At 46.2% G+C, this 24963-nt stretch carries 25 protein-coding genes and 1 tRNA gene; 7 read left to right on the top strand and 19 right to left on the bottom strand.

The features are described 5' to 3' along the window. Nucleotides 1-54: 54 nt before the first annotated feature. The 16 genes from ACFQS8_RS08790 to ACFQS8_RS08865 form a co-directional block, all read right to left on the bottom strand. Nucleotides 55-1302, bottom strand: a complete 1248-nt coding sequence (locus ACFQS8_RS08790; protein WP_382166951.1) for a PepSY-associated TM helix domain-containing protein — start codon at nucleotides 1300-1302, stop codon at nucleotides 55-57. Nucleotides 1303-1413: 111 nt separating this feature from the next. After that, the gene (locus ACFQS8_RS08795; RefSeq protein WP_382166952.1) at nucleotides 1414-1812 is read right to left on the bottom strand and encodes a hypothetical protein; all 399 of its coding nucleotides are present in this window, start codon (nucleotides 1810-1812) and stop codon (nucleotides 1414-1416) included. An 82-nt stretch (nucleotides 1813-1894) separates the two neighbouring features. Beyond that, the gene (locus tag ACFQS8_RS08800) at nucleotides 1895-3286 is read right to left on the bottom strand and encodes a M28 family peptidase (protein ID WP_382166953.1); all 1392 of its coding nucleotides are present in this window, start codon (nucleotides 3284-3286) and stop codon (nucleotides 1895-1897) included. A gap of 105 nt (nucleotides 3287-3391) precedes the next feature. Continuing rightward, nucleotides 3392-4087, bottom strand: coding sequence for an HTTM domain-containing protein (locus tag ACFQS8_RS08805; RefSeq protein ID WP_382166954.1), 696 nt, complete (start codon nucleotides 4085-4087; stop codon nucleotides 3392-3394). Then, the gene (locus tag ACFQS8_RS08810) at nucleotides 4078-4524 is read right to left on the bottom strand and encodes a hypothetical protein (RefSeq protein WP_382166955.1); all 447 of its coding nucleotides are present in this window, start codon (nucleotides 4522-4524) and stop codon (nucleotides 4078-4080) included. The genes ACFQS8_RS08805 and ACFQS8_RS08810 overlap by 10 nt, the downstream gene beginning before the upstream one ends. A gap of 183 nt (nucleotides 4525-4707) precedes the next feature. Further along, nucleotides 4708-7878, bottom strand: a complete 3171-nt coding sequence (locus ACFQS8_RS08815; RefSeq protein WP_382168578.1) for a type I restriction endonuclease subunit R — start codon at nucleotides 7876-7878, stop codon at nucleotides 4708-4710. 5 nt (nucleotides 7879-7883) lie between these two features. Further along, the gene (locus ACFQS8_RS08820) at nucleotides 7884-8768 is read right to left on the bottom strand and encodes a DUF6615 family protein (RefSeq protein WP_382166956.1); all 885 of its coding nucleotides are present in this window, start codon (nucleotides 8766-8768) and stop codon (nucleotides 7884-7886) included. Beyond that, on the bottom strand, nucleotides 8765-10093 hold the full coding sequence (locus ACFQS8_RS08825; RefSeq protein WP_382166957.1) for a restriction endonuclease subunit S: 1329 nt from the start codon (nucleotides 10091-10093) through the stop codon (nucleotides 8765-8767). The genes ACFQS8_RS08820 and ACFQS8_RS08825 overlap by 4 nt, the downstream gene beginning before the upstream one ends. Further along, nucleotides 10090-11643, bottom strand: coding sequence for a class I SAM-dependent DNA methyltransferase (locus ACFQS8_RS08830; protein WP_382166958.1), 1554 nt, complete (start codon nucleotides 11641-11643; stop codon nucleotides 10090-10092). Before ACFQS8_RS08830 ends, ACFQS8_RS08825 begins: the two co-directional genes overlap by 4 nt. A gap of 106 nt (nucleotides 11644-11749) precedes the next feature. After that, a complete protein-coding gene (locus tag ACFQS8_RS08835) occupies nucleotides 11750-12334 on the bottom strand; it encodes a hypothetical protein (protein WP_382166959.1) in 585 nt (194 codons plus the stop codon). Nucleotides 12335-12523: 189 nt separating this feature from the next. Then, nucleotides 12524-12928, bottom strand: a complete 405-nt coding sequence (locus ACFQS8_RS08840) for a helix-turn-helix domain-containing protein (protein ID WP_382166960.1) — start codon at nucleotides 12926-12928, stop codon at nucleotides 12524-12526. 21 nt (nucleotides 12929-12949) lie between these two features. Continuing rightward, nucleotides 12950-13159 (bottom strand): helix-turn-helix transcriptional regulator, encoded by a 210-nt coding sequence (locus tag ACFQS8_RS08845; protein ID WP_382166961.1) that lies wholly within the window; start codon nucleotides 13157-13159, stop codon nucleotides 12950-12952. 114 nt (nucleotides 13160-13273) lie between these two features. Continuing rightward, a complete protein-coding gene (locus tag ACFQS8_RS08850; RefSeq protein WP_382166962.1) occupies nucleotides 13274-14107 on the bottom strand; it encodes a hypothetical protein in 834 nt (277 codons plus the stop codon). A 115-nt stretch (nucleotides 14108-14222) separates the two neighbouring features. Then, a complete protein-coding gene (locus tag ACFQS8_RS08855) occupies nucleotides 14223-15413 on the bottom strand; it encodes a tyrosine-type recombinase/integrase (protein WP_382166963.1) in 1191 nt (396 codons plus the stop codon). 186 nt (nucleotides 15414-15599) lie between these two features. Then, nucleotides 15600-15686: transfer RNA gene (locus ACFQS8_RS08860), tRNA-Leu, on the bottom strand. A gap of 312 nt (nucleotides 15687-15998) precedes the next feature. Continuing rightward, nucleotides 15999-16775 carry a competence/damage-inducible protein A gene (locus tag ACFQS8_RS08865; RefSeq protein WP_382166964.1) on the bottom strand — a complete coding sequence of 259 codons (777 nt, stop codon included), beginning with the start codon at nucleotides 16773-16775 and terminating at the stop codon, nucleotides 15999-16001. 208 nt (nucleotides 16776-16983) lie between these two features. Between ACFQS8_RS08865 and map the strand changes: the two genes are divergently transcribed. Together map and radC are read left to right on the top strand one after the other, a co-directional pair. Further along, nucleotides 16984-17823 (top strand): type I methionyl aminopeptidase, encoded by an 840-nt coding sequence (gene map / locus ACFQS8_RS08870; RefSeq protein WP_382166965.1) that lies wholly within the window; start codon nucleotides 16984-16986, stop codon nucleotides 17821-17823. 27 nt (nucleotides 17824-17850) lie between these two features. Further along, nucleotides 17851-18660, top strand: coding sequence for a RadC family protein (radC, locus tag ACFQS8_RS08875; RefSeq protein WP_382166966.1), 810 nt, complete (start codon nucleotides 17851-17853; stop codon nucleotides 18658-18660). 114 nt (nucleotides 18661-18774) lie between these two features. Here radC and ACFQS8_RS08880 read toward each other — a convergent pair whose 3' ends face one another. Further along, nucleotides 18775-19746: a peptidoglycan-binding domain-containing protein gene (locus ACFQS8_RS08880; RefSeq protein ID WP_382166967.1), complete on the bottom strand. Its 972-nt coding sequence runs from the start codon at nucleotides 19744-19746 to the stop codon at nucleotides 18775-18777. Between the two features lie 362 nt (nucleotides 19747-20108). Here ACFQS8_RS08880 and purB point away from each other — a divergent pair, with 362 nt between their 5' ends. Together purB and ACFQS8_RS08890 are read left to right on the top strand one after the other, a co-directional pair. Next, nucleotides 20109-21413 carry an adenylosuccinate lyase gene (gene purB / locus ACFQS8_RS08885; protein WP_382166968.1) on the top strand — a complete coding sequence of 435 codons (1305 nt, stop codon included), beginning with the start codon at nucleotides 20109-20111 and terminating at the stop codon, nucleotides 21411-21413. A 212-nt stretch (nucleotides 21414-21625) separates the two neighbouring features. Next, on the top strand, nucleotides 21626-22117 hold the full coding sequence (locus ACFQS8_RS08890; RefSeq protein WP_382166969.1) for a thioredoxin family protein: 492 nt from the start codon (nucleotides 21626-21628) through the stop codon (nucleotides 22115-22117). Between the two features lie 23 nt (nucleotides 22118-22140). Here ACFQS8_RS08890 and ACFQS8_RS08895 read toward each other — a convergent pair whose 3' ends face one another. After that, nucleotides 22141-22449: an ATPase inhibitor subunit zeta gene (locus tag ACFQS8_RS08895; RefSeq protein ID WP_382166970.1), complete on the bottom strand. Its 309-nt coding sequence runs from the start codon at nucleotides 22447-22449 to the stop codon at nucleotides 22141-22143. A gap of 285 nt (nucleotides 22450-22734) precedes the next feature. Here ACFQS8_RS08895 and ACFQS8_RS08900 point away from each other — a divergent pair, with 285 nt between their 5' ends. After that, nucleotides 22735-23190, top strand: coding sequence for a TlpA family protein disulfide reductase (locus ACFQS8_RS08900; RefSeq protein WP_382166971.1), 456 nt, complete (start codon nucleotides 22735-22737; stop codon nucleotides 23188-23190). 80 nt (nucleotides 23191-23270) lie between these two features. Here the strand turns inward: ACFQS8_RS08900 and ACFQS8_RS08905 are convergent, their stop codons facing one another. Next, complete coding sequence (locus ACFQS8_RS08905; RefSeq protein WP_382166972.1) at nucleotides 23271-23597, bottom strand: DUF1476 domain-containing protein; 327 nt, start codon at nucleotides 23595-23597, stop codon at nucleotides 23271-23273. Between the two features lie 280 nt (nucleotides 23598-23877). On the opposite strand from ACFQS8_RS08905, the gene purC reads away from it, so the two are divergent. Together purC and purS are read left to right on the top strand one after the other, a co-directional pair. Then, nucleotides 23878-24651 carry a phosphoribosylaminoimidazolesuccinocarboxamide synthase gene (gene purC / locus ACFQS8_RS08910; RefSeq protein WP_382168580.1) on the top strand — a complete coding sequence of 258 codons (774 nt, stop codon included), beginning with the start codon at nucleotides 23878-23880 and terminating at the stop codon, nucleotides 24649-24651. Beyond that, the gene (purS, locus tag ACFQS8_RS08915) at nucleotides 24651-24893 is read left to right on the top strand and encodes a phosphoribosylformylglycinamidine synthase subunit PurS (protein ID WP_382166973.1); all 243 of its coding nucleotides are present in this window, start codon (nucleotides 24651-24653) and stop codon (nucleotides 24891-24893) included. Before purC ends, purS begins: the two co-directional genes overlap by 1 nt. Nucleotides 24894-24963 lie beyond the last annotated feature (70 nt).

Below are 24963 nucleotides of genomic sequence, written 5' to 3' on the forward strand. Positions count from 1 at the left end.
GCGGCCAACCTTCGGGTTAGCCGCCTTTTTTACATGCCTAATCGCATAATATCCCTACGCTTTAGACGCTCTCATTTTGCCCATCATCGTAATGCAGAAAAGCAAAATCAGGCTTGCGCCAAATAAAGGCAATATCGCCCCTAAAATGACAATTGCGCCCCCCGCAACCCAGCCAACTTTAAAATGTTCGGGAGGCTTGGGAATACTCCAGCTCCCCTTTTGTTTACGCATGATATATGAAGTTAGCGCCGCAATAATGCTGACGATCAAACTTAGCGCAACACACAGCAAAATGATCCAATTCCACAAACCATATTGCCCCTCATGCAAACGCATAAAGAATAACCGCCCCGCCATCATCGGACCGACATCTTTCCACGCATAATCTAAAATTTTAGATCCTGAATACAAATCAAAGTGACGCACACTCTGATCATGCAAATACAAGGATTTATTGGCGACACTAAAAACGCCATTCTCATTGGCAGGAAAGCGTACAGTAATATCACCCTTCAAGTTTTGTTGCCGCGCCACCTGCACCATATCATCAATACTCAATCCATCTTCTCGCGTATTGATCGACTGCAAACCGTTAGATTGAACCCAATATTGAGGAAAGCCTGTCCCTGTTGCATTTTGCAATCGCTGAAACTGTTTTCCAAACACATCCGTCCAAGGCAAACCGCCCGCAAGAATAATCAGCAAAAAAGTCGACAGCCAAAACGCAGTCACGGAATGCAAGTCACGGAAGAAAATCCGCTTACCTTGCTTTAATCGGATCGTAAAAAATCCACGCAACGACCATCCACGTGCAGGCCACCACACATAAAGCCCAGTCAAAATCAAAACCAGAAACCAACTCGCCACAAGCTCGACAACATAAGTGCCCGGCTTGGACAAAAACAGCTCACCATGCATTTCGCGCACGCCAGACATAAACGTACCTTCATTGCGTAAAGTGCCTGTCACATCTCCTGTATAGGGGTTCACATACACCATAGACGCACCAGCCCACATGCCCGACTGGAACATGGTCGCATCATCCGCCCCGCGCGGCAGGGTCACGCTATTAACAGGTGCAGAGGAGGCAGCCTGCGCCGCTGCAAATTGTGCCTCATAGCTAAGTGGCTCACCGTCAGGCTTTACCTTATAAATATCCTCATAAATGGAGGCTTCATACATGGGCTTAAACAGATAAATTGTGCCTGTTATCGCCAAAATAAGCATGAAAGGCAGCGTAATTAATCCCGCGATTATGTGCCATTTCCATAGCCATTGATTCAAAAATGTTTGTTTTTTCATGGGGTTCCCCATTCGCCCCATCTAACCCATGCTCACGCACACGCCATTTTGATTGGAGCTATATCCAATAGACAATGCAAGCCGTCATGCCTGCATGATGCATTTAAATGATTAGATATAGTTTGGCGGGGCACGTCCGCCTAAGGGTGGGCCTTGTGGGAGATACACAAAAGCAGGCTCATAAATATTTGATTTTTCTATATAAATACCAAAACATAGCGCGTCTTGAATTCTCAATTGAGTAAAAATAAAAGCATGTGAAATCGCACAAAACGCACATTTTTCACCATGAACGTCGTCTGGAGATTGCTCTTTTAGACCAAGCGCTATCAGCAATTTTTCATTTGCGGCAAACATGGCAGAGTTAACCTGCCCAGACGGATTACAAATCAATAGTCGCTTATCGTCATTTGCCGCAAACGCAGCCGCACTACCACTCATCCACAAGGTCTGGATCAGAAATACAAATGCCAAGCAAAGCTGGCCGATTATGCGGCTTTTCGTTTTCACAAAACCGACCTACTCAGCGCTAGATGTTTGGTCAAGCAAAAGCATAAGCCCGCGTCAAAAGGCGCTCAACTACCCTAATTCTTTATTCCCCAAAACTGCCAGAAAATCCGGGAAAAACAACAGCACTTTCAGCACCATTTTTCGCAACAGAAGCCACACCAAATAGATAGTTATCAATCACAACGCCCTTCAGCGTATAGCTATCTACATTCCCAACAAAGCGCGACCATTGCCATTGGGATTGATCTGTTAAACGCCAATATATTTTATATCCCGCAAGGTTTTCAGCATCAGCTTTAGTCCATGATAGCGTCGTATTCGGCTGCACAGCCCCTTCTATTGATACATTCGTTGGAAATGGCGGCGCTGCGGCGAGGTTTGCCAACGCAGCAATATTCAAACTTGTCAGTTTGGCTGCATAATCAAAATTCACCCCCTCCACGACATCACCATAGGCAATGCCATCTTCCACCCGTAAATCTTGGTGCTGGCGATTATAATTCTCATGCGTTTCCATAATTCGAACGCCCGGAATCCTGTGATCATTGAAGGGGCGGTGATGCCCACCACGCGCAAACCTATCGAGACGATAAATCATCATCACATCAAGGTTTGGAATAAACATATCCGCCATCTTATCGACGTAGCGCGCTAAATTACGAGACGCCGAATCGACCTCTCCCCCTCGAAAACGACGCGAATTAGCTTCCTCAGCCGTTTCATCAACCAAAGTACCTTCAGAAAAAACGCGAGCTGTTGAATTATCAATCACACCATCAACACCCTCAATATTGCCGATCATGTCATTGTTCAAAATAGCTTTCACTCTCCAGCCATTTTCAATTGCGTATTCCGCAAGTATTTTGCCGCCAAACAATCCCTGCTCTTCACCCGATAACCCAGCATACACAACTGTACCTGCAAATTCATGCCGACACATCACACGCGCAGCTTCCAAGGTTCCAGCCATACCCGAAGCATTGTCGTTTGCGCCGGGGCTATCATCAGTAAAATTCATCACATCTGAAATGCGGCTATCAATATCTCCAGACATAATCACAACACGATCAGGATCAAGCGACCCGCGTTGAATCGCGATCACGTTCACAATTTCTGTATCTTCCGGGATGCGAAAATCTGGACGAACAATGTCTGAAACAGTCACCACTTCAAGCTCTTGCTCACATCCTTTAGAGATGCGCTTAAACTCATCTTCTATCCAACGGCGCGCTGCCCCAATACCGCGTGTGTCACTCTTTGTATCTGACAATGTATGGCGCGTACCAAAGCCCGCCAACTTACGGATATCATGCTCAATGCGCGCAGCGGAGGTCGCAGCAACCATCTCGTGCGTAACCGAATATTCGCTCGCCGGCGCGTGCATCTCTTGAGAAACTGCCCCTGCACGATCCGCCTCAGCAGATGCCGAAAGTGGTAGTAAAACCCCAGCCAATAAAACGGACATAAAACGCATAGCAACCTCCCAATAATTTCAAAGGAAAGCTTGCAGAGATTTACCCTATAATAAAGCCCAGATCACAAATTATTGCTTTGATATGCCCAATTGACCAATTTTATTTCATCCCAATACACCATCAAAAAACCGAGCCTGAAACCAGATAATGGAAGGATAGGCTGCCAACCACGCCCAGAAGAAACGGTTCAGCCCAAATAGCAAAGCATTCGCAAGATGAAAAAGTGCAGCAATGGCCAACCCAATATAAAGGCTCACATGGGAGACTAAGCTAAGCGGGAAGAAAATCTCAAACAACATCACCGCCCAAGACATCACCCACAACAATTTTGGATGATTTACCCAGCCTCGCGTTCTTTCACTTACGGGATAAGTTGAAAACAAAAACACATCACGTAAAGCAGTTCCCTGCCGCCATTCCCGATTTACAATTTTTACCCAACCAGACACAAAATACGACAGGACCAATTGCAACGCCAAATACCCAAACGCGTATTCTTTTAATTCTTGATTCGGCAGAAAATGTGCCAACGTCAAACAGCATAAAGTTAGCAAACCTATTCGGTCACTTCCGCCATTATATGGCCCCTGAAACCTATGAAGAATGCACAAAGCAAGCACGACAAGAGCAAGGCATATCCATTGGGTATAGAACCCGCCCAGCAGCAATAGAGCAAGCACTAAGCGCAGCCCTAGCAGAAGGCGTTCAGCCGCTGGGCGGCGCATATGCTCTAGGCCCTGCTGCACGAATGTAAGGGCGAGCAATATTTCAGTTAAACGTAACGCACTCTCTAAGGGCATGTGCCAACTTGCCCAGCAATCTGACGAACCTCAGAGACATAGGCCACCCGCCGCTCAATCACATCCGCTTCACGGCTTATAACCATTAGCCGAAATTGCAAAAACTTTGGCAAATTCAATCTACTATCAACGCGTACGATCTCATTTTCAATGCACTCAAAAATGACATTTTCGCTATGCGTAGTCGGCATTTCCATCAAACGTTCCGCGCACGTCACAAGGAATAAATCCTCGTTTCGCACAGGATTCCAAAACATATTCAAGAAGGTATTTAAAAATGAAATACTCTTCTGCTTTGGCCGAAATTCTTCCCATTTTTCAATGTGTTGAGCATTATCATATGCCCAAAACTCAATCCGGGGCGACGGCGCAATCACATCAAAAAAACGCCATGACGGTATGAGAGCTGGAAGAAGTAATTTGAAAACCTGAATCATGATCCTCACGCTGTCATAAAAAAGCGCAATTGCCACCCTCAACCAACAGGAATTAAACTCAAGAAAAACAATAAAATGGTGCGACGGCCGGAATCCAACTTACCGATTAAAAGCTTGATTTATTTGATTATTTATCAAATGAAAATTTCACATACCAACAAATATACCAACAAAAAATTATTCCTACCGCCACTTCAGCAGTGTTTCCGCTTGGCTCAACACAGTAGAAACGGCAACTGGCGCTAAGTCTGGTGGATACCCGAATTTCTTTAGTATCCGACGAACCAACACCCTTAGTTTTGCCCTTGCACTTTCCTTTAAGTGCCAATCAACTGTTACATTCTTTTGCAATTGCTGCACAAGTACATTGGCAATTTTGCGAAGCTCTTCATTTCCTAAAACTTCAACAGCGCTTTGATTTTGAGCCAACGCATCATAAAAAGCTAACTCTTCCTCGCTGAGCCCCATATCACTTCCACGATCAACAGAGGCTTTAAGTTCTTTAGCCATATCAATCAGCTCTTGGATCATTTCAAGACTTGTGATTGCATTTGCGTGGTAACGAGCTACAGCTTCCTCAAGCCTTGCAGAAAAGGCTTTGGCCTCTACAACATTTCTCGATTGCCTGGCTTTAATTTCCCCCGCCAAAAGCTTTTTCAGCGCCTCTAAAGCAAGGTTTTTGTGTTCCATTTCTTTGATCTCAGAAAGAAACTCTTCTGATAACACAGAAATTTCTGGCATTTTCATACCAGCAGCTGCCAATACATCAATGATACTAGCATCCGAGATAGCCGCCGAGATCAATTGCCCTACCGCGAACTCTTTCTCTCGCTTACTTAATCCTGTTTTAGGGGATGATTTAACAAGTGCCGCCTTCACGGCTTGAAAGAAACCAACTTCATCTTTAACTTCTTTTGCATAATCACTCGCCGATGCTAATGCAAAGGCTTTAGATAAATTGGCAATGAGATCAGCATAGAAATTAAGTTCTTTCTTCTTTTCTTTCTCATCTTGAACACCATCTGCACCAAGTTTAAGTTTCGCCAACACCCACTCAATCGCGCCAGCTAACGTTCGAAGGCGCTCACTAGGTGGACCATCAAGCCCGTTGGAATAGTCAAAACCATCAAAGAAATTCTGGCAGCGTTCCACCAATTCTTGCAGAGCGGCCACCGCCTCTTCTTCATTGATCCCAGTCTGATCTCGATCGGTTGCAGTGTAATTCTGTAGTGCTTTTTCGAGGTTTGGCCATAGGCCAATATAGTCAACAACCAGACCACCAGGCTTGTCTTTGAACACGCGGTTTACCCGCGCTATGGCCTGCATAAGACCATGACCGCGCATAGGCTTATCAATATACATTGTATGCATACTTGGCGCGTCGAAGCCTGTGAGCCACATGTCGCGAACAATCACCAACTTTAATGAATCATTAGTATCGCGTGCGCGTTTGGCCAGATCATCTCTTCGTTTTTTGTTTCCGATATGTTGCTGCCATTCTAACGGATCAGAAGCAGACCCTGTCATGACAATTTTAACAACGCCTTCCAAATCATTGTCTGAATGCCATTCTGGACGAAGCGCAATAATTCTGTTGTACAGGTCAACACAGATTGCACGACTCATGCACACAATCATGCCTTTACCGTCCATTGCTTCTTGGCGTGCCTCAAAGTGTTTGACGATATCTTCCGCGACCTTTTCAAGGCGAGGCGGCGCCCCCACAAGGCGTTCAACACTTGACCAGCTAGACTTTGCTTTCTCTTGTTCAGCTATGGTTTCATCATCAAACAATGCATCAACGGCGGCGTCGATTTCAGGCAGTTTTTCTTTCTCTAACTCAACGCGAGCCAACCTGCTCTCATAATAGATTGGAACGGTCGCCTTATCTTCTACAGCTCGGCTAATGTCATACACATCTACATACTCACCAAAAACAGCAGGCGTATTGACATCAGCGGCCTCAATCGGCGTTCCAGTGAACCCTGCAAACGATGCATTCGGTAGAGCCTGGCGCAAATAATGAGCATAGCCATATTTGCGGATACCTGTTGACCTATCGAGCTTGGCGTCAAAGCCGTATTGGCTACGGTGCGCTTCATCAGCAATAACGATGATGTTTCGTCGGTCTGAAAGCATAGGAAAATTTTCTTCGCCCGGCTTTGGCGAAAACTTCTGCAGCGTTGAGAAAATCACGCCCCCAGATTGGCGATCCAATTTATCTCGTAAATCTTCACGATCTTCTATCTGTTCTGGTGTTTGACGAATTAAGTCTTTACAGAGAGAAAAAGTACCAAAGAGCTGATCATCTAAATCATTGCGGTCTGTGACTACCAAAATTGTTGGATTTTCAAGCTCTTTGGCACGCACCAATAGCCCAGCAAAAAACGCCATCAGGAAGCTCTTGCCCGATCCCTGCGTATGCCAGATAACCCCAACCTTTCGATCACCCTCTTCTTTGATGGCATTGATCGCACTTGCAAGCGCTTTGCGGGCACCATGCAATTGGTGATAACCCGCAATGATCTTAAAGGGGCCGTCGCCTTTATCTCCAAATACTGTGAAGTTTTTGATGAGCTGCAATATCACGTCAGGCTGAAACAAACCCCGAAGCAGAGTATCCATCTCCATCGGACCTTCGGGCGTAAAATCATCTTTTGCGCCAGTTACAGTCCTCCACGGCATAAACCTATCTTCTTCTGCCGTTAGAGAGCCAACACGCGCGAACAAGCCGTCCGATGTGACTAATACCGCATTAGTGCGAAACAAGGATGGAATTTGTTTCTTATAGGTTTGAAGCTGATTGAAAGCATCATCAATCGTGGCATTTTCAGCGGCTGCATTTTTAAGTTCTAATACAGCAACAGGCAGCCCGTTTATAAAAGCAACAACATCAGGGCGGCGGTTCTGTCCGCTTTCAACCACAGTAAATTGGTTTGTCACCATAAAGTCGTTATTGCTGGCATCATCAAAATCCACCAGCCACACTTTGTCGCCCTTTATTGAGCCATCAGGGCGGCGGTATTCTACATCAATTCCATTGACCATAAGCGCATGAATGCGGCGGTTTTCTTCAACCAGAGACGGTGTTTCAGAAATTTGAACCTGCTTTAAAGCGGACGTTAAAATCTCATCAGGAATGTTAGGGTTCAGACGTTGAGCTGCACTTTTAAGTAAATCATCCAGCACAACATCGCCATAAGACGCGCGAAGCGGATTTGTGCCATCTGGCGAAACAGAAAGAGGGTCTTCATAGCGCCAGCCAAGCTCTTTTAAAATATCGACTGTCGCATCCTCAACCAGGGCTTCGGAAAAGCCAGTATAGTGTCGCGGCTGGTGTTTTGGATATCGCATGTCATTCATCTTTGAGCCCCCCCCCCACGGGACACATCAATCGTGACCTTCCCAATAATTCCTCGCTCCAAGTAAGTATCACTTTCTGACTTATCTTGGGAGGAATAGCTAAGCAAAAATTGCTCATATTCTTGAGGACTGATTTGGCTTAGCCCCTCGCCCTCTATTCGTTTTTTAGAATTCAAGTCTTCAAATGTTGGAAAATTCGCAACGCCCTTTGGCTGGGCTTTAGTCTCCGTAGGCTCAAACCCCCACCATTCACCTGCGTAGAAAACTGTACCGCCATCCCAAACCATTGTTCCCGGCAGTTTTAGAGGGATGTAAACACGCCTTTTTGCAAGATAGTGCCAAGGGATACACTTTTTCTCTATCGCAGAAAGCTTAGTTGGCATTATTTTCTTTACATCGCGGGCTGAAGCTAAAAGACATCCCACCTCCATTGTCTCGCCGTCCTCAAATGACTTTTTTTTCCAGTAATCACGCTGCTTTTCGGATGAATACAAACAATACACAGGCTTTAAATTATATTTTTTTGCGTCCGCAATGAGTAAATCTATTTGCTCTTTCCCTGTGGATTTGACCTTATGTTTGATTTTCAATTTATTATCTTTTTGTAGGCGTTTAGCCTGAACACGCATTCTGAAAACATAGTGACTACCTATTATATGCCATTCCCAATCCGCTCCATTTATAGCTTCGTCTTTTTTTGAGAACGTCTCCAATTTGATGAGGTCAGGATGACGTCGACGCAATTCAAGTAAATTAGTTTCGGTTATCGTTTCTTCGCCGTAACTAACATGCACATTCTTTTCTTGCGAAAACCCCAAATTTTGAGACGTTGCATGAGCAAGTTCCACTAAAGTTAAAACCAAACTCGGACTCTGCATCATCGAACCGCCTCCACATCTTTCAAACGGATTTCGCCGGACATGAGTTTGGGCAAGAGGAGGTCGCGCATCTCTGCTAGGGTTTGGTTTTCTTGTTGGTTTGCATCAACTTTTGATCTGAGTGCGCCAACCACTGTGCCAAAAGCTTCTTGTACTTCGCGACCGGAGATTACTGCATGAATTTCACCGATTGCTGAAGGTTTCAGTTCGGTTTGTCCCGTAGAGCCATGCCCCATGTCCGCAATTTGCCCTTGGAGCGTTTCGAGCAAAAGTGCGACAATTGCAGGCTCAATGATATCTGGGTCGGGACGAACAATGGAGATGTGTGTGTCTGCCATTGCCCTATCTGGCAACGTCCTAACAGTTGCCACCCTGCCAAGGGTGCCGACACCCGTTGAGTTCACAAGGACATCACCAACCTGAAGTTCCTTCAGCTTCGGGTCACGAAGGGATAGGTCATTCCTTCGCGCAAGGTTGTAGTTTATGGTATTGTTCCGAATGCACTTTTGGTTCACGACCAAACAACCAGTCTCCGCATATTTCGGCGCAGCTCCTCGCTTGAGCAATAGAGTTAGCTCGGATACGGACTGTTCGTTCCACCCCTCTGGTAAGCCATCGTCGCCTAGTTTGGCGGGGAATAGCGGTGCGAGGGTGGCGGCTTTTTCGGGGGGGAAAGCGTGGCCCATGATGGCGGCGGGGTCAGTTGCGCCTTCTATTTGGCGGCGGGTGGGGCCGAAATCGACGAACCAATCGCGAAACAGCGCCCGCGCCATCTCTTCCAACGTCTCATTCATCCGCCGGTTCAGCTCGATTTTGTCATCGAGGGAGCCCAGCATTTCCGCGATGCGACTTTGATCAGCAGGTGGTACCACGGGGACCACCAACTCTTGTAGGTCTTTGCCAGTAATTCCAGCTACAGCAACTTGGCGAAGTATCGAGCCAAGCGCTGCTTTCCCTTGGGGAGAATTGAAAAAGTAGTAGTAGAACAGCGGTGAGTGGTTTTCTTGGTCCAATCGAGCGCGAATAATTGAGCTTTCAAATGTAGTCGGCTCGTTTACTTCTAGAACAATTGAGCATTTGCCAGCGCCTTCAGCCGTTAGTGAACGACGAGCAAATATTAGGTCTCCGTTTTGCAGGCTAGCTTTTGTGAGTTCCTTATCCGACATTTCCAGACGGCGCATAGGGACATCGCGCATTCGAGGATGAGCGAACAACTCACCCATATTGACGATCTTTGCGCCCTGACCATGAAACTGCTTCGGTTTGTAGATGCCGTTTCGGAGGGGGACGTCTAGCGTGTCGCCAAATCGTATTTGACCTTCGCTCATTCCACCATTCCCAGCATCACTTTTATTTTTTCGTCGAGATCGTTGGCGTTCGAAACTAGATTTCCGTAACTCTCTCTGAGCGTTGAAAACTTCTCCTCAAACGGTACGCCATCATCTTCAACATCTGCCGCCCCGACATACCGCCCCGGCGTCAGCACGTGGTCGAATTTGCGGATGGTCTCCAGCCCTTCAGATTTACAAAAACCTGCCTCGTCGGCATAGGCCTCCCAGCCCTTGGTTTCCAAAGTGTCAGGCTTGGCGCGCCAGCGACGGTAGGTGCCTGCGATTTTTTCGATATCAGCCGCTGAGAATTCCCGCCTGACGCGGTCGACCATATGGCCATATTTGCGGGCATCAATGAACAGGACTTCGCCTTGTCTATCACGGTGTCCATTGGCTGATTTATCGCGGCTCAAAATCCACAGACAAACAGGAATTTGCGTTGAATAAAATAACTGCCCCGGCAAGGCGACCATGCAATCAACGCGGTCTTGCTCAATCAATTGTTTTCTGATCTCGCCCTCACCGCTGGTTTGCGATGACATTGACCCATTGGCCAAAACCACCCCTGCATGACCGCGCGGCGCAAGGTGGTGTATAATATGCTGTATCCAGGCAAAGTTGGCATTGCCTTTTGGCGGCACACCATATTGCCAGCGATTGTCTTCTGTCAGGCGCTCCCCGCCCCAGTCTGAAATATTAAAGGGCGGGTTGGCGAGGATGTAATCAGCTTTTAAACTGGGGTGTACATCTTTATGAAAACTCCCCGCACTGTCCCAGCCTATATCGGCATCAATGCCATGCACGGCAAGATTCATCTTCGCTAGACGCCATGTAGTGTGGTTTATCTCCTGGCCATAAACAGACAAGTTGAGCGGGTTGCCACCATGATCTTCAATGAACTTTTCAGACTGAATAAACATGCCGCCCGATCCACAACAAGGGTCATAGACACGGCCTTGGTAAGGCTCCAACATTTCAACAAGTGTGCGCACCACAGAACGCGGCGTGAAGAACTCCCCCCCGCGCTTGCCCTCGGCGCTGGCAAAGCCTGAGATAAAGTATTCATAAACGCGGCCAAGCAAGTCTCTAGCGCGGTCTGTGCTGTCATGCATTTTGATGTTGGAGAACAGGTCCACCAACTCCCCCAGCATGGTTTTATCTAGTGTTGGACGTGCATAGTTTTTCGGCAAAACACCTTTAAGCGTTTTATTGGCGGCCTCGGCTTCGATTGCCTCCATTGCCTCGTCAATAATACTGCCTATTTTTTCCGATTTTGCATTTGCCTGAATATAGCTCCAACGCGCTAATTCTGGCACCCAGAACACATTTTCAGCGAGATATTCTTCAGGTTCTTCGGCGTCTGCATATTCATCTTCCAACAGTTGATCATGCAAGGCCTGAAAAGCTTCGGATATGTATTTTAGAAAAATAAGACCTAGCGCAACATGTTTATATTCGGATGGCTCTAACGAACCACGCATTTTATCTGCGGCTTTGAACAGGTCTGCAGCGAAATCTAAATCAGATTGCCGAGTATCTTGGCTCATAAAAAGTATTCCCCCTGCGTGAACGTTTTAAGTAGGTATCGCGTCCACGAATCATTTCCCTCTAATCTCTATGCTGAATTTATCATCGATAACAAGTTCACTTTTTTCAATTCGAACTCACGAACCGCCCCATCAGCGCCATTTCCATTCGCTCTTCCGCTTCATAATAGACCCGCTCATAGCGTTGATAGGTTTTCCAGTGCATGCCTTTAGGTTTGTCGGGAAACGGATATGCAAAGCCTGCCTCACCGCCCAATTTGTCCTTTAAGGTTTCGGCGATTGGAAGGCCGGGGACGCGAATGAATTCATATTGGCTTGGATAGGTTAGCTCATAGCATTGTCTGCATCGAAAGAGTTTAGCGCCATACAGCACACGACACCGCCGCTGGCATGACTTGCATATGATCCACCACCGCAATCCACCAAAGTGTTGAGGGGTAAAAGCTAGATCAAAGCGCTCATCTATGGATTGCTTATTGTCGCCTGAACCAGACACATAAGTCAGCCGCATAGATTGAGGCGACAAATGATAATTGATGCTAGCAATTTTGTGTCCGCCTCGTGACCATGTCATAGCGCCAGACCGATACCGCGCAAACCACTCTCTTTTGAAGGTGGATAGATCAAGCTTGTGAAACGCATCCGTCTTGTTTGCCCAACGGTTGTTATTCCCAGAACCAAGACCGCCCATGCTTTCAATTCCTTTTTCGCAATCATGTGCAAAGTGGATGAACTAGTCCTGAGATACACTAACTATATATGGGTGTTCGTGAAAATTTCAGATTTAAGTCTCATCAACCTTAAAACCTGTATTTACATAGAATATTTTTGTTTTCGTTATTTGAAAATCTTTTGCACACGCTACAAAATCAGGGCGTGATTAGCTTTTATCTGAGGCGTGCATTTTACGCCAAACCTTCAATGGCAAGTCTGGGTCACCTGCACATGTGACTGTATCAAATCGGGTTAAGGATACTACGCGTTCGCGTGTTCGACTATCCCCAAATGAACGCCCCTTACGCTCAAGCTTCAAATGTCCTTTTTCAATAAGTTCATCTATCGCGTTTTTCACAGAAGCACGGCCAACACCGCAAGCCTCACTTACCCGCCGCTCTCCAACTGGAAAACTATTGTCATTTGCAGGACGATAACTCGCCAACAAAAATGAGATAATTTTGAACGCAACTGGTGATAATCCAATCCATGCGGCATGTTTGCAATGATGATCATACAAACGCACATGTGGTCTATCATGCTGACTGTTTGGGTAAAGTGCTTGGGACATAACCTCATGTCCTCTCTCACTCTAGTTTTGCGAGTCTGTTTCATACAAAGCGCGTATCTCGTCCGCCTTCCAAACGGTGACACGGCTACCTAGTTTGCGAGGCTTTGGAAAACGACCATCTTTGACCCCTGCCCACCAAGTCGATTTAGAGACTGGTATGGGGCCATATGGCGCGATGATTTGCTTTAGGCGTACGTAGCCTGTCTGGGGGAATTCGTAAGTGTCGTACATTGGTCTAACCTCGTTTATTTAAAGACGAGATCATCTTGGAATGTTCGATAAAGCTTGTGTTCGAATTGAAAAAATAAATTTGCAAATCGAATTTGAATAACCGAATTCGAACAACTAGTTGTCATCGCTCAAAGGAGGTCTCACCCTGTCTATCGCTTCTAACAAATGTTGCTTTGAAGTTTCGTATGTAAGAGAAATTCCACACCTCTGAAGGTCATCAACCACTTTTACAAACGCCTTCTGTTTCTTGGCATTGATGTCATAGTGGTATTTACTTATGAACATACCAACTAAGAGTTTGTCTCGTGATTGGAAAACCTTGGTGTTGTCATCCGGGTTAATGTTGTCGTTCGCGACACAGTTATACTGATCAATCGCATCAAGCTTTGCATGTTCTTCGATTTGTTCACCCTGATTTGGAATATCCTTTATTTTGTCTACAATCTGTTGGCTCAAGTTTTCCAACCGTTCGACACCAAACAACTCTGCCGGCTCTCTCTCAATGCCCAACTCATCTAAAAAAATATCGTAATTTAGAACAACCTGCTTATGAAAATTTAGAAAAGCTTCTTTCCAATCAAAAGAAGGATAAAAATAGCTGACGTGAATTTCCAACGCCTCGGGTACTTTTAAATCAAATTTTTTCATCCAATGAATAGCAACATCAGGCTGGCACTTTTCTGGTATCTGCTTACCCAACACCGCTCGCCGTACTGTCTCAGAGATTTCTAAAAATTCTAAACCTATATTTGAAAGAGCAACTTCACCAACTGAAGACTCATTCAAAGACGAAGGGTCTTTTTCCAAAGACAGTGCTGCTATTTCTTCGGGTAGCCAAAACGCCCTCTTGGCCCAACATTCAAAGTTAGCCTCCCTATACCGTGCGGCCCCAGTCAAACTGATTCCAGTTTCTTTCTCTTTCGAGCGCGGTTCGGACATTTCAGACATTGAAGCCTCCCAAGGTTTATAACGCTTGGGTTTATATGAGATCGTCCAAATTGGGCCAAAGCAAGGTGAAAACACTATATATTGTGTTAATAACAATAGTACTTACAAAATGAGATTACCTATGAATAACTTGCTCAATCTCTTGCGCCCACCAATTGCTCATGCGAATGCGCTCATCCCAATATTTTCCGCGATGATAGGCGCGGCGGATTTCATCAGACCCGACATGCGCCAATTCAGCTTCGATTGCATCGGCATCCCATTTGCCGCTTTCATTCAATAAGGTTGAAGCCGTCGCTCTAAAGCCGTGAGATACCATTTCCGTTTTGCCATAGCCCAACCGCCGCAAAGCTTGGTTCATGGTATTTTCGCTTATGGGTTTGGCGCGCCCAATATCTGAACGAAAAGGAAGCTCACAATCGCCAGACCATTCGTGAAGTTCTTTTAGGATATTTATTGCAAGCGGCGGCAATGGCTTTTGATGCGGCCTCCGCATTTTCGTGCGCTCTTTGGGGATTTCCCATATACCTTGTTTCAGATCAAATTCATCCCAACGCGACAATCGCAATTCGCCAGGACGTGGGTATAAAATAGCCATTAGCTTTAAAGCAGCCCGCGTTGCAGGCGATGCGCCTTCATACGACCACACCGCAGCCAAAAGCTCCTTAAAAGCATTCCAATCGGTTACCGCCGCCCTATGCGTCACCTGAACAGCAACCAAAGCCCCCTTTAGAGCAAATGTCGGATCATAATCCGCCCGCCCTGTTGCGATCGCATATCGAAACACCTCTCCAACCAGACCGCGCACGCGATGGGCCGTCTCATAATTGCCTTTGGCTTCGATAACGCGCAAAGCGTCCAGTACTTCGGGAGATTTAATATCCGCAACCGCCCTATGCCCCAATGCATCATCAACCAAACTGAAACACCATCTAATTTTAGTTATCGTAGAATCCGCGCGTCCTTCTTTAATCTTCTTTTCGATAAGCTCATTCGCAAGATTGCTAAACGTGTTTTGGGTTTCAGCGATTGCCTGCTTGCGCTCTTCGTTTTTCTTCGCTTGTGGATCAATTCCATCGGCAAGCAATGTTTTGGCTTCAAAACGCTTTTCACGCGCCTTCGCAAGCGAGACTTCAGGATATTTACCAAACGATAGAAGCTTTTGCTTGCCTTCGAATCGATAAGCCATGCGCCAAAGCTTTGAGCCCTTCGGGTTTACTTCCAGATAAAGCCCACCACCATCAGCTTTCTTTAACTGTTTGTCGGTTGCACGTAACTTTTTGATTTGTAAGTCATTTAGGGGCATTTGTTGGTATATTTTATTTCAAAACGGCGTTGAATTGGGAATATACCAACAATTCTACCAACAAATAGGCTGGATACCAACACCCTTTGCCGGATAGCATCGGACTAACAATTTCTCATTTTAGGGTGTATATTGTTGTTTTTCCTAGTATTTTTAGACCATTTCGGATCAAGAAAAACAATAAAATGGTGCGGACGGCCGGAATCGAACCGGCACGGCCTTTCGGCCAACAGATTTTAAGTCTGGCGCGTCTACCAATTTCGCCACGCCCGCAACAGACGCATTGTTAGCCAGACACAGCAGGCAATTGCAAGCCGTTTATGCCCTTAATTATGCAGAAAATCACATTTTTATGAAATAGATCATATCCAACAAGGGTTTGACGCCCTTATATCAGCTTTCTACCTACTTATTCTGGATAGTAAAATAGCCGTAAAAACTGTGTTGAGCATGAAAATTCACGCGAAGCAGCCATCAATCCATACACATTCACGATATGAAGCGCCTTAAACCTACTCAAAGCATTGCATGTTTTGTTTTTTCGCTTTTGTGTATCACGGCTCGTAACCAAGCCTTATCTCGCATTCAATGCGTTGTGACTTCCGGCTCCCGCCCTTTATCTCTGGCTAATTTCATAAGCTGCTCTACAGCTTCACTCAATCGTGCAGTATCCGTCCCACGCACAACGAGCGCCACACCAGAATCATTATCAGTAAACCAAGGGTAAGAGCCAAAACTCAAATCCGGCATTTGCGCCGCAACCACACCCAATTCTTTTGCGATATCACCTTCGCGCATTCCATCAGCACGTACTGTTCTACCGTACACGACGGCCCCACCTTTAAGCGTCGGCCCAACATTATGTAGCATTGCGCGCATTATGCGGGGCACCCCAGCCATGACATGCACATTTTTGATTACGAATCCGGGGGCGCCAGACACGGGATTTTCAATGAGAGATGCACCATCTGGAATTCGCGCCATCCTCAAGCGTGCATCCGTCACCTCACGATCAGATTGCGCGTACCAATCCTCAAGAACTTTGCGCGCATCATCGCGAACAGATATTCCCACATTAAATGCCTTTGCGACGCATTCAGCAGTTATGTCATCGTGCGTAGGACCTATGCCGCCAGTTGTAAAAACATAATCATATTCGGCACTCAAAGTACGCACAGCCTCAATGATGGTGGCTTCGTCATCAGCTATAATACGCGCCTGCGCTACGCTAATCCCAAGGGGAGCCAAATACTGGGCGATCGTTTGCAAGTTCACATCTTGCGTACGCCCAGACAGAATTTCATCTCCAATCAAAAGAACAGCAGCACTTACTTTTTTGACGGCCTCTTTTTGACTTGTCATATTCAATTCCCATCTGACGCACGAATTTTCTAATAATTTGCCGTTTTATATCGGTACAATTCAGCCCTACGACCTTCGCAGGGGTTGAACTTATATGCTATGCTTGCAACTTAACAGATATTGAAATGCATTTGTCAGGCTTTACACACATTTTGCGATATATTTTGCAAGATTTAAAAGCCTCACACCACACCGGAACACGCACGCAATGAATTATATTGACGCCAACACCATGCCCCTTCGCAACACAGGCGCTATCCGCCTCCACGGGCCTGAAGGGTTTGAAGGAATGCGCAAGGCCGGAAACTTATCGGCCCGCTGCCTTGATATGCTTGTTGATGAAGTAAAGCCCGGTGTAACTACAGGGCATCTGGATGATTTAGCGCGTGAATTTTTGTTCGATCACGACTCCCTCGCCGCTACTATGATGTATCGCGGATATCGCCATTCACTTTGTACCTCGCTCAACCACGTTGTTTGTCACGGTATTCCAACCCACAAAAAGCAACTTAAAGACGGCGATATTCTTAACATCGATATTACCTCACTCGTTGATGGCTGGCATGGTGACACATCCCGCATGTTTGTCGCCGGAGAACCAAAACGCAAAGCCGCGCGCTTAATGGATATTACGTATGAATGTTTGATGCGCGGGCTTGCCGAAGTAAAACCCGGTGCAACAACAGGTGATATTGGCGCTGCAATTCAAGAATATGCTGAAGCACAACGTTGCTCCGTCGTAGAGGCTTTTTGTGGTCATGGCTTGGGTAAGCTATTTCACGATGCACCAAATATTCTTCATTATGGCCGCCGTGGCACAGGCCCCGAATTGAAAGCAGGCATGATTTTCACAATCGAACCAATGATCAATCTTGGTAAGAAAGATGTAGCGCTCCTGCCTGATGGCTGGACTGCTGTTACACGTGATCGCTCACTTACTGCTCAATTCGAACACTCTATCGGTGTGACCGAAACAGGCTATGAAATCTTCACCTCATCGCCCAAAGGTTTGGATACTCCACACACGGTCAAAAAGGCCAAAGCCTAAATAAGTTATCGTGTTGGGGGAACGCGCATGAATAGAGAAAAGCCTCAATCGGCACTGCATACCCCGCCTGAATCTAATGGAGGCAGTGTTGAAGATACTCTTTCTTTGTTTAATGCACCTTCCCCTTCTCCTTCCATCTCACCGACACCTAAAGCGAGCAAAACAACCAAACACTATCATGGCCATCGCGACCGATTGCGAGAGCGTGTGCTATCAGGACACGGCGCAAGCCTGCCTGATTATGAGTTGCTTGAATTACTGCTTTTCGCTTTCATTCCCCGCAGAGATGTAAAACCCATCGCCAAAGCCCTTATCGCAAAATTTGGCGGCATTTCGGGTGTTATGGCTGCATCGGTTAAGCGACTAACCGAAGTTGAAGGCGTGGGCGAAACATGCGCAACCTATATCCATACAACCCACCTCCTCAATCAACGCGTCTCCCTTGAAGAGATAAAAGCCCGCCCAGTTATTTCAAATTGGGGAGCCCTTTTATCTCATGTAAAAATCGCACTTCAACATGAGACAGAAGAACAGTTTCGCGTTCTGTTTCTTGATCACAAAAATCAGCTCATCGCAGACGAACGCCAATCTCAGGGCACAATCAATCACGCCCCCGTATATCCAAGAGAACTTGCCAAACGCGCACTGGAATTATCAGCTTCAGCCTTAATACTTGTGCACAATCACCCTTCGGGTGATCCAACACCTTCCAACGCAGATATCAATGTCACACGGGAAATCATGGATGCATTTGAGCCATTAGAGATCTCCATCCATGACCATCTAATTGTCGGAAAAAACGGAATTACAAGCTTAAAGGCAAAGGGGCTGATTTAAGTTTTCTTCTCCCCGCATAAACTTTGATAGAATTTGTCATAAAAAACCCCGACATGGCCAGCCATATCGGGGTTTAAATTTATTGAGCCTCTAAGGAGAAGCTTAATGCAAACTTTAGTTTGCAGATAGACCTAGTGATTCAACAGTGCTTACTGTGAGGTAACCCACTGGAAGACCGTTTGCACGTTGGTATGATTCCATAGCAGTCAATGTTGCCGCACCGAACACACCATCAGCAGGAACTGAGTATCCAGCATCTGTAAGAGCTCTTTGAACTGCAGCAATCTGTGTTGAAGATGTGTTTGTGTCACAAAGAACTTGGCGCCATTCGACACCGCCGCCACCAGTAACTTCACGCTTCTCGATAGTTTTGTAAGTTGCCGGAATAGCGATAACTTCTTCACGTGCAGGAGATACCATTTTGCGAACTTCAACTGTTTCAGTTACAGCTGGGATCACGTCTTCTACAACTTGTGCAGGTTGGGAAACAACTTGCTTCGTCACAGTTTCGTAACGCGCAGGGATGACGCGAACGTCTGTTGTCTCTGGAGTAGCAACACGTGTGCGAGTAACTGTTGTGTACTCAGCAGGAACTTCAACTTTACAAAGAAGCTCACCTGTTGTTGCAGTTGTGTTTGTTGTGCCTGGACCAAAGCCAGCGTTACCGCGACCGTAAAGACCAGCACCTGGTTTCCAAGTTGTGTACGCAGGACGCACAAGAACTTGCTCTGTGTATGTTTCGATTGTTGCAGGGATAACAATTTTTTCTGTTTTCTCTGGTTCAACAATAACTTGCTCAGTTACAGTTTCGTATGTCGCAGGAACAACACGGTATTGTGTCGTTGCTTCTTTAACGACAACAGTCTCTGTTACTGTTTCGTACTGAGCTTGAATAACTTTAATTTCAGTACGCTCAGGTTGATCGATCACTTCTTCAGTCACGATTTGTGTTGTTTCTGGAATCAACACACGAGCGAAACATTGACCTGGTTGAGCTTCTGGCGGGTAACCAGCATCTTGAGCGTTAGCAACGCCTGTAAGTCCAACAACCGCAGCAGCGGAAAGCATAAGTGTTTTGGTAGCCATCTTGACTTCTCCCCTAATTGAAACGTGGCACACGCCACATTACCCTCTCAGCTAGATACACATCCTCCGCATGAATGAATCCTGAACGGCGGATGCAGCCTGCCCTGGCATGTACAAAATACATAGCCCCCTAAAGCCGACTTCAAAGCTACAACCATCATAACCCATTCGCTCTTCGTCGCTAGAGCTTTTAGCAGTAATCCTTGAAATTAGTCACAAATTTCCATGAAATTTATGTATCACTTGAGTTGCATAATATTTTTATGACAGAAATCCCCCCATTGGCACTTGATACCTTGGAATATCTCCTGTTTTACAACAGTCAGATAATTAAACTCAGCTTCCCCAAGGACACATGTGATATGATCCCTCGTTATGCTCGCCCTGAGATGACTGCAATCTGGACACCTGAAGCGCGCTATGGCGTGTGGCTCGAAATCGAAACCCTCGCCGCAGAGGCAATGGCCGAACTTGGGTACATCCCTAAAGAAGCAGCTGTTTCGGCACGCGAACGCGGTGCTTTTGATGTAGATCGTGTGGACGAGATTGAGCGCGAAGTAAAACATGATGTCATTGCTTTCCTCACATCTGTAGCTGAACACGTAGGTGAAGACGCACGTTTCCTACACAAGGGCATGACATCTTCAGACGTACTAGACACTTGCCTCGCTGTTCAAATGAAACACGCGGCCGACCTTCTTATGAAAGGTGTTGAGCGCGTTCTTACTGCATTAGAGAAGCGTGCGATTGAGCACAAACTGACGCCAACAATTGGTCGCAGCCACGGCATTCACGCAGAACCAACAACATTTGGATTAAAGCTTGCGGGCTTTCACGCTCAAATGCAGCGCAATAAAAAACGCCTCGAAGCTGCAAGAGAAGAGATTGCAACATGTGCGATTTCTGGTGCCGTCGGAACATTTGCTAACATAGATCCACGTGTAGAAGAAATGGTCGCTGAACGCTTAGGCATGGTGGCAGAGCCGGTATCTACTCAGGTTATTCCACGCGACCGTCACGCTGCTTTCTTTGCGGCTCTTGGTGTTATCGCGTCTACGATTGAAAACATCGCTACAGAAATTCGTCACCTACAACGTACAGAAGTTCTAGAAGCTGAAGAATTTTTCTCGGCAGGCCAAAAAGGCTCATCCGCCATGCCGCACAAGCGCAACCCTGTGCTAACGGAAAACTTGACAGGCCTAGCGCGCCTTGTGCGTTCAGCTGTTACGCCGGCTTTAGAAAATGTTGCCCTATGGCATGAGCGTGACATCTCCCACTCATCAGTTGAGCGTGGTATCGGCCCTGATGCGACAATCCATCTTGATTTTGCATTGCACCGTCTCGCAGGCGTAATCGAGAACCTCGTTATCTACCCAGACAACATGCTGAACAACCTTAACAAGCTTGGTGGCCTACACAATTCACAACGCGTTTTGCTTGCGCTTGTTGAAGCTGGCACATCCCGCGAAGATGCCTACCGCCTCGTACAACGCAATGCGATGCGTGTATGGGATAACCCAAACCGCGGTGAAGGCGATTTCATGAATTACCTAAAAGGTGATGATGATGTGAACAGCAAACTTTCAGACGAAAAAATCGAAAGCCTATTTGATCTTGAATATCACTTCAAAAATGTTGATCACATTTTCAAGCGCGTTTTTGGCTAAAAAGCTCTTAAATCGTCTATATCAGACCAATGATTAAAATAGAAAACACGCCTGTTAACAGGCGTGTTTTTTAGTAAACAACGCCTTTATGTTGCACACAAATTTGTGAGTTTACATTCACCCTACGTTCGACACTCATATGTAAGAGAACTGCTGAAACCCATTTGCAGCTGCAATGGAATATGTAGAATAGCCGTATGAGAGTAGAACCCGTGAAAAAGATTAGACTATCCGTCCTCACCGCGATGGGCCTTGTTGCCGCGTCTTTAGTGACATTGCTATCACCTCCCGCTCAGGCACAAGAAGTATATCTTGTGAATCTCACAGCAGAATGGTGCCCCAATTGTAAAATTCTGGACCCGCGCATAAATGAAGCAGCAACACGCTTTAACGATGGCTCTATTGAGCGTGTCGAACTTGATTTCACCAATGGCGACACAATGGCTCAAGCTTATGAGCAGGTGAATGGCACATTTCTAGCGGGTGTCTTTGCTGATTATGCAGGTCTTACTGGTCTTGGTGTTCTTGTATCAGCAGATTCAGGAGAAAAAATTGATTGCGTCAATCGCACTATGACAAGTGACGCAATCGAGATGCAGATAGTGGCTGCAAGAGAGATTGTCCGCACAACGCCAATCGGCAAACGTGAAACAGGATCCATTTTCTGCCCACCAGCAAACAAGCGTGTACAGGCAGCACAATAAAGACCCGTTTTCAATCTATTGATTTAGGCGTTTAGATTACGGGCTTGTTCTAGGTATTCTTGGAAACGGGTTGGGACTTGCGCAGAACTTTCAGCATGTCCCGCTAGGCGCAGATCATCTTCAACCACTTTGAAAGCATCACTTCCAGCAATGCCTGAACGCACCAACGCTTCAGCATAAATTGCAACGCCTGGCGTATTTTCACCCATCAATTCTTTTGCCGCCCATTCACCCAATTGGCGAAGGCCTCGCGCTTGAATTAAAAATTCAGATGTTTGTTTGTTCGCATATACAGCTTCTTCAGCGCGAGCACGAGCTTGGAATTGTTTCATGGGCGGTCTTCCCTCAATGGCTACTTAAGTTTTAACAGGCCACCTCTTTATGGGTGGTTTGGTATTTTTCCACATTAGCGCAAATACATTTAGGGCGCGTGTTCATAAGCACGCATATTGTTTAATAGGCAGCCATATTCCATTAACCATATTTCTTCTGCTCGCCCCTAATTGTGCCAAATACACGCATAAGTGAGCGAAGGTGAGGATTTGTTTGCGTGCATTCGAGCATTTCAATGCGTATTCAAAGAATGCCCCTCAAAACAAACTAAGGCAGAGATACAAATGAAATACCTTCTAAAAACAGCTCTCACTGCGTCCCTTACACTTTCCACGCTCGCAGTCTCGCTCACAGCAATTGCTGGTGAAAAGCCTAAAGCCGCGACAGCGATGCCAGCGCAAGCGCATGCAGACACAACTCTAAAAGCAATAAAACTTGATGCAAGCTGGTGCCCCTCATGTAAAGCAATCGCACCGAAAATGGCTGCTGCACGAGATGCAAATGAATTTGCCGATATTGCTTTCTCTACAATTGACTACACAGACAAAAAGAAAGCGCATTTCTGGGAGCAAGCTGACGCACTCGGCGTTGAGCCACAGCTGCGTGAATTTTTAGACGGAAAGCCCAAGACAGGCCTCGTCATCCTCTTTGACACGCGAAGCAATCAAATCGTCGATGTCATCACACAAGCTGACGATAGCAAAGCAATGGCTGAAAAGCTAAACCAAGCTTCTGCTTAATCACTTTATATATCTCGCAATAAAAAAGCCTCCCGCTCATCATAGGCGGGAGGCTTTTAAAAACTCAGATTAAAGAGAAACTATTCAGTTTCGCCCATTATTTGTGTTTTAGCGACTGCAAGCAAATCTTCCATTTGCTTTTTGATTTGGTGATCTGAACGGTCAATGCCTTTAGCGGCAATGTCATCACGCACTTTGCGGAATACGTCATCATCTCCAACTTCTTCAAAGTCAGCTTTAATCACTTCTTTTGCATACGCTTCAGCATCTGCACCTGTCAGGCCCATAATATCTGCGGCCCATAGACCCAGCAATTTATTACGGCGTGCTGACGCTTTAAAGCGCAAGCTTTCATCTTGCGCAAATTTAGCTTCAAACGCTTGCTCACGCTTATCAAATGTTGTCATTGCGGATCTCCGATAATTATAGAATGCACTCAAATCTGTTAGCACATCAGCATATATAGCCTAGTCTTTAGCTATGGTTGGCGCGACATAAAAGCAAGATTTTCAGTCAAATTCGCACTATTTCACCTTTAAGCTTCGTTTCTGCAAAAAATAAGTGATAAAGAACGCGACTCTGCACATGCTATCCAGTATAGAATTTTTTCTGTATGGGGACTATGCATTCTCATTGAATACCAGACGGGGTCTGCATATGGCAGGCAAACATCAGGAGCACATACGTATGGCGCGCGGCCGGAAAATCTACGAAGGTAAGGCAAAGATCCTTTATGAAGGACCAGAACCTGGGACAATCATTCAGTATTTTAAGGATGACGCGACCGCGAACAATGCTGAAAAGCGCGCTGTGCTTGATGGAAAAGGTGTTCTCAACAACCGCATTTCCGAACTTATCTTCACGCGTTTAGCGGGTATCGGCTTACCGACTCACTTTATCAAACGCTTGAACATGCGTGAGCAATTGATCAAACAAGCAGAAATTATTCCGCTTGAAGTCGTGTGCAGAAACGTTGCAGCTGGCTCAATTGCCAAGCGCTTAGGCCTTGAAGAAGGCACGCAATTGCCACGCTCCTTGATCGAGTTTTACTATAAAAAAGATGAACTGGGTGACCCGCTTGTCACTGAAGAGCACATTGGTGCATTCAATTGGGCATCCCCTCAAGAAGTCGATGACATGATCTCCATGACATTGCGTATCAATGATTTCCTTGCTGGCATGTTTGCAGCAATCGGGATCAAATTGATCGACTTCAAAGTGGAGTATGGCCGTCACTTTGAAGGTGACACTGTGCGCGTTATCCTCGCAGACGAAATCAGCCCAGATTGCTGCCGTTTGTGGGATATGGAAACAAACGAAAAAATGGATAAAGACCGTTTCCGTCGTGACATGGGTGGAATAACAGAAGCTTATTCTGAAGTGGCACGCCGTTTGGGCATAATCAAAGAGAACGAAGCAGGTAGCGGTGCAGACATCGTTTCTATTGGTGGAGATAAATAATGAAAGCGCGTGTACATGTTAGTTTGAAGCCTGGTGTTCTTGACCCACAAGGCAAAACAGTAGCCGACACACTCTCCCGCCTTGGCTTTGATGAAGTAGGCGAAGTGCGCGTGGGTAAAGTGATTGAACTTGAGCTTGAAGACGGCCTTGATGCTTCCGCAGCTCAAGCACGCGTCACTGAAATGTGCGAAAAACTTCTCGCCAACACAGTGATAGAAAAATACGAGATCGAACTCGCTTAAGCGTATGAGCCAGTGAAAGCTGGCTCCTTCCTCTCTTCCCAACTTGCCGACCTAATTTTAAAAGGTGCCT

The sequence above is a fragment of the Hirschia litorea genome (assembly GCF_042665075.1).
GTDB lineage: Bacteria > Pseudomonadota > Alphaproteobacteria > Caulobacterales > Hyphomonadaceae > Hirschia > Hirschia litorea.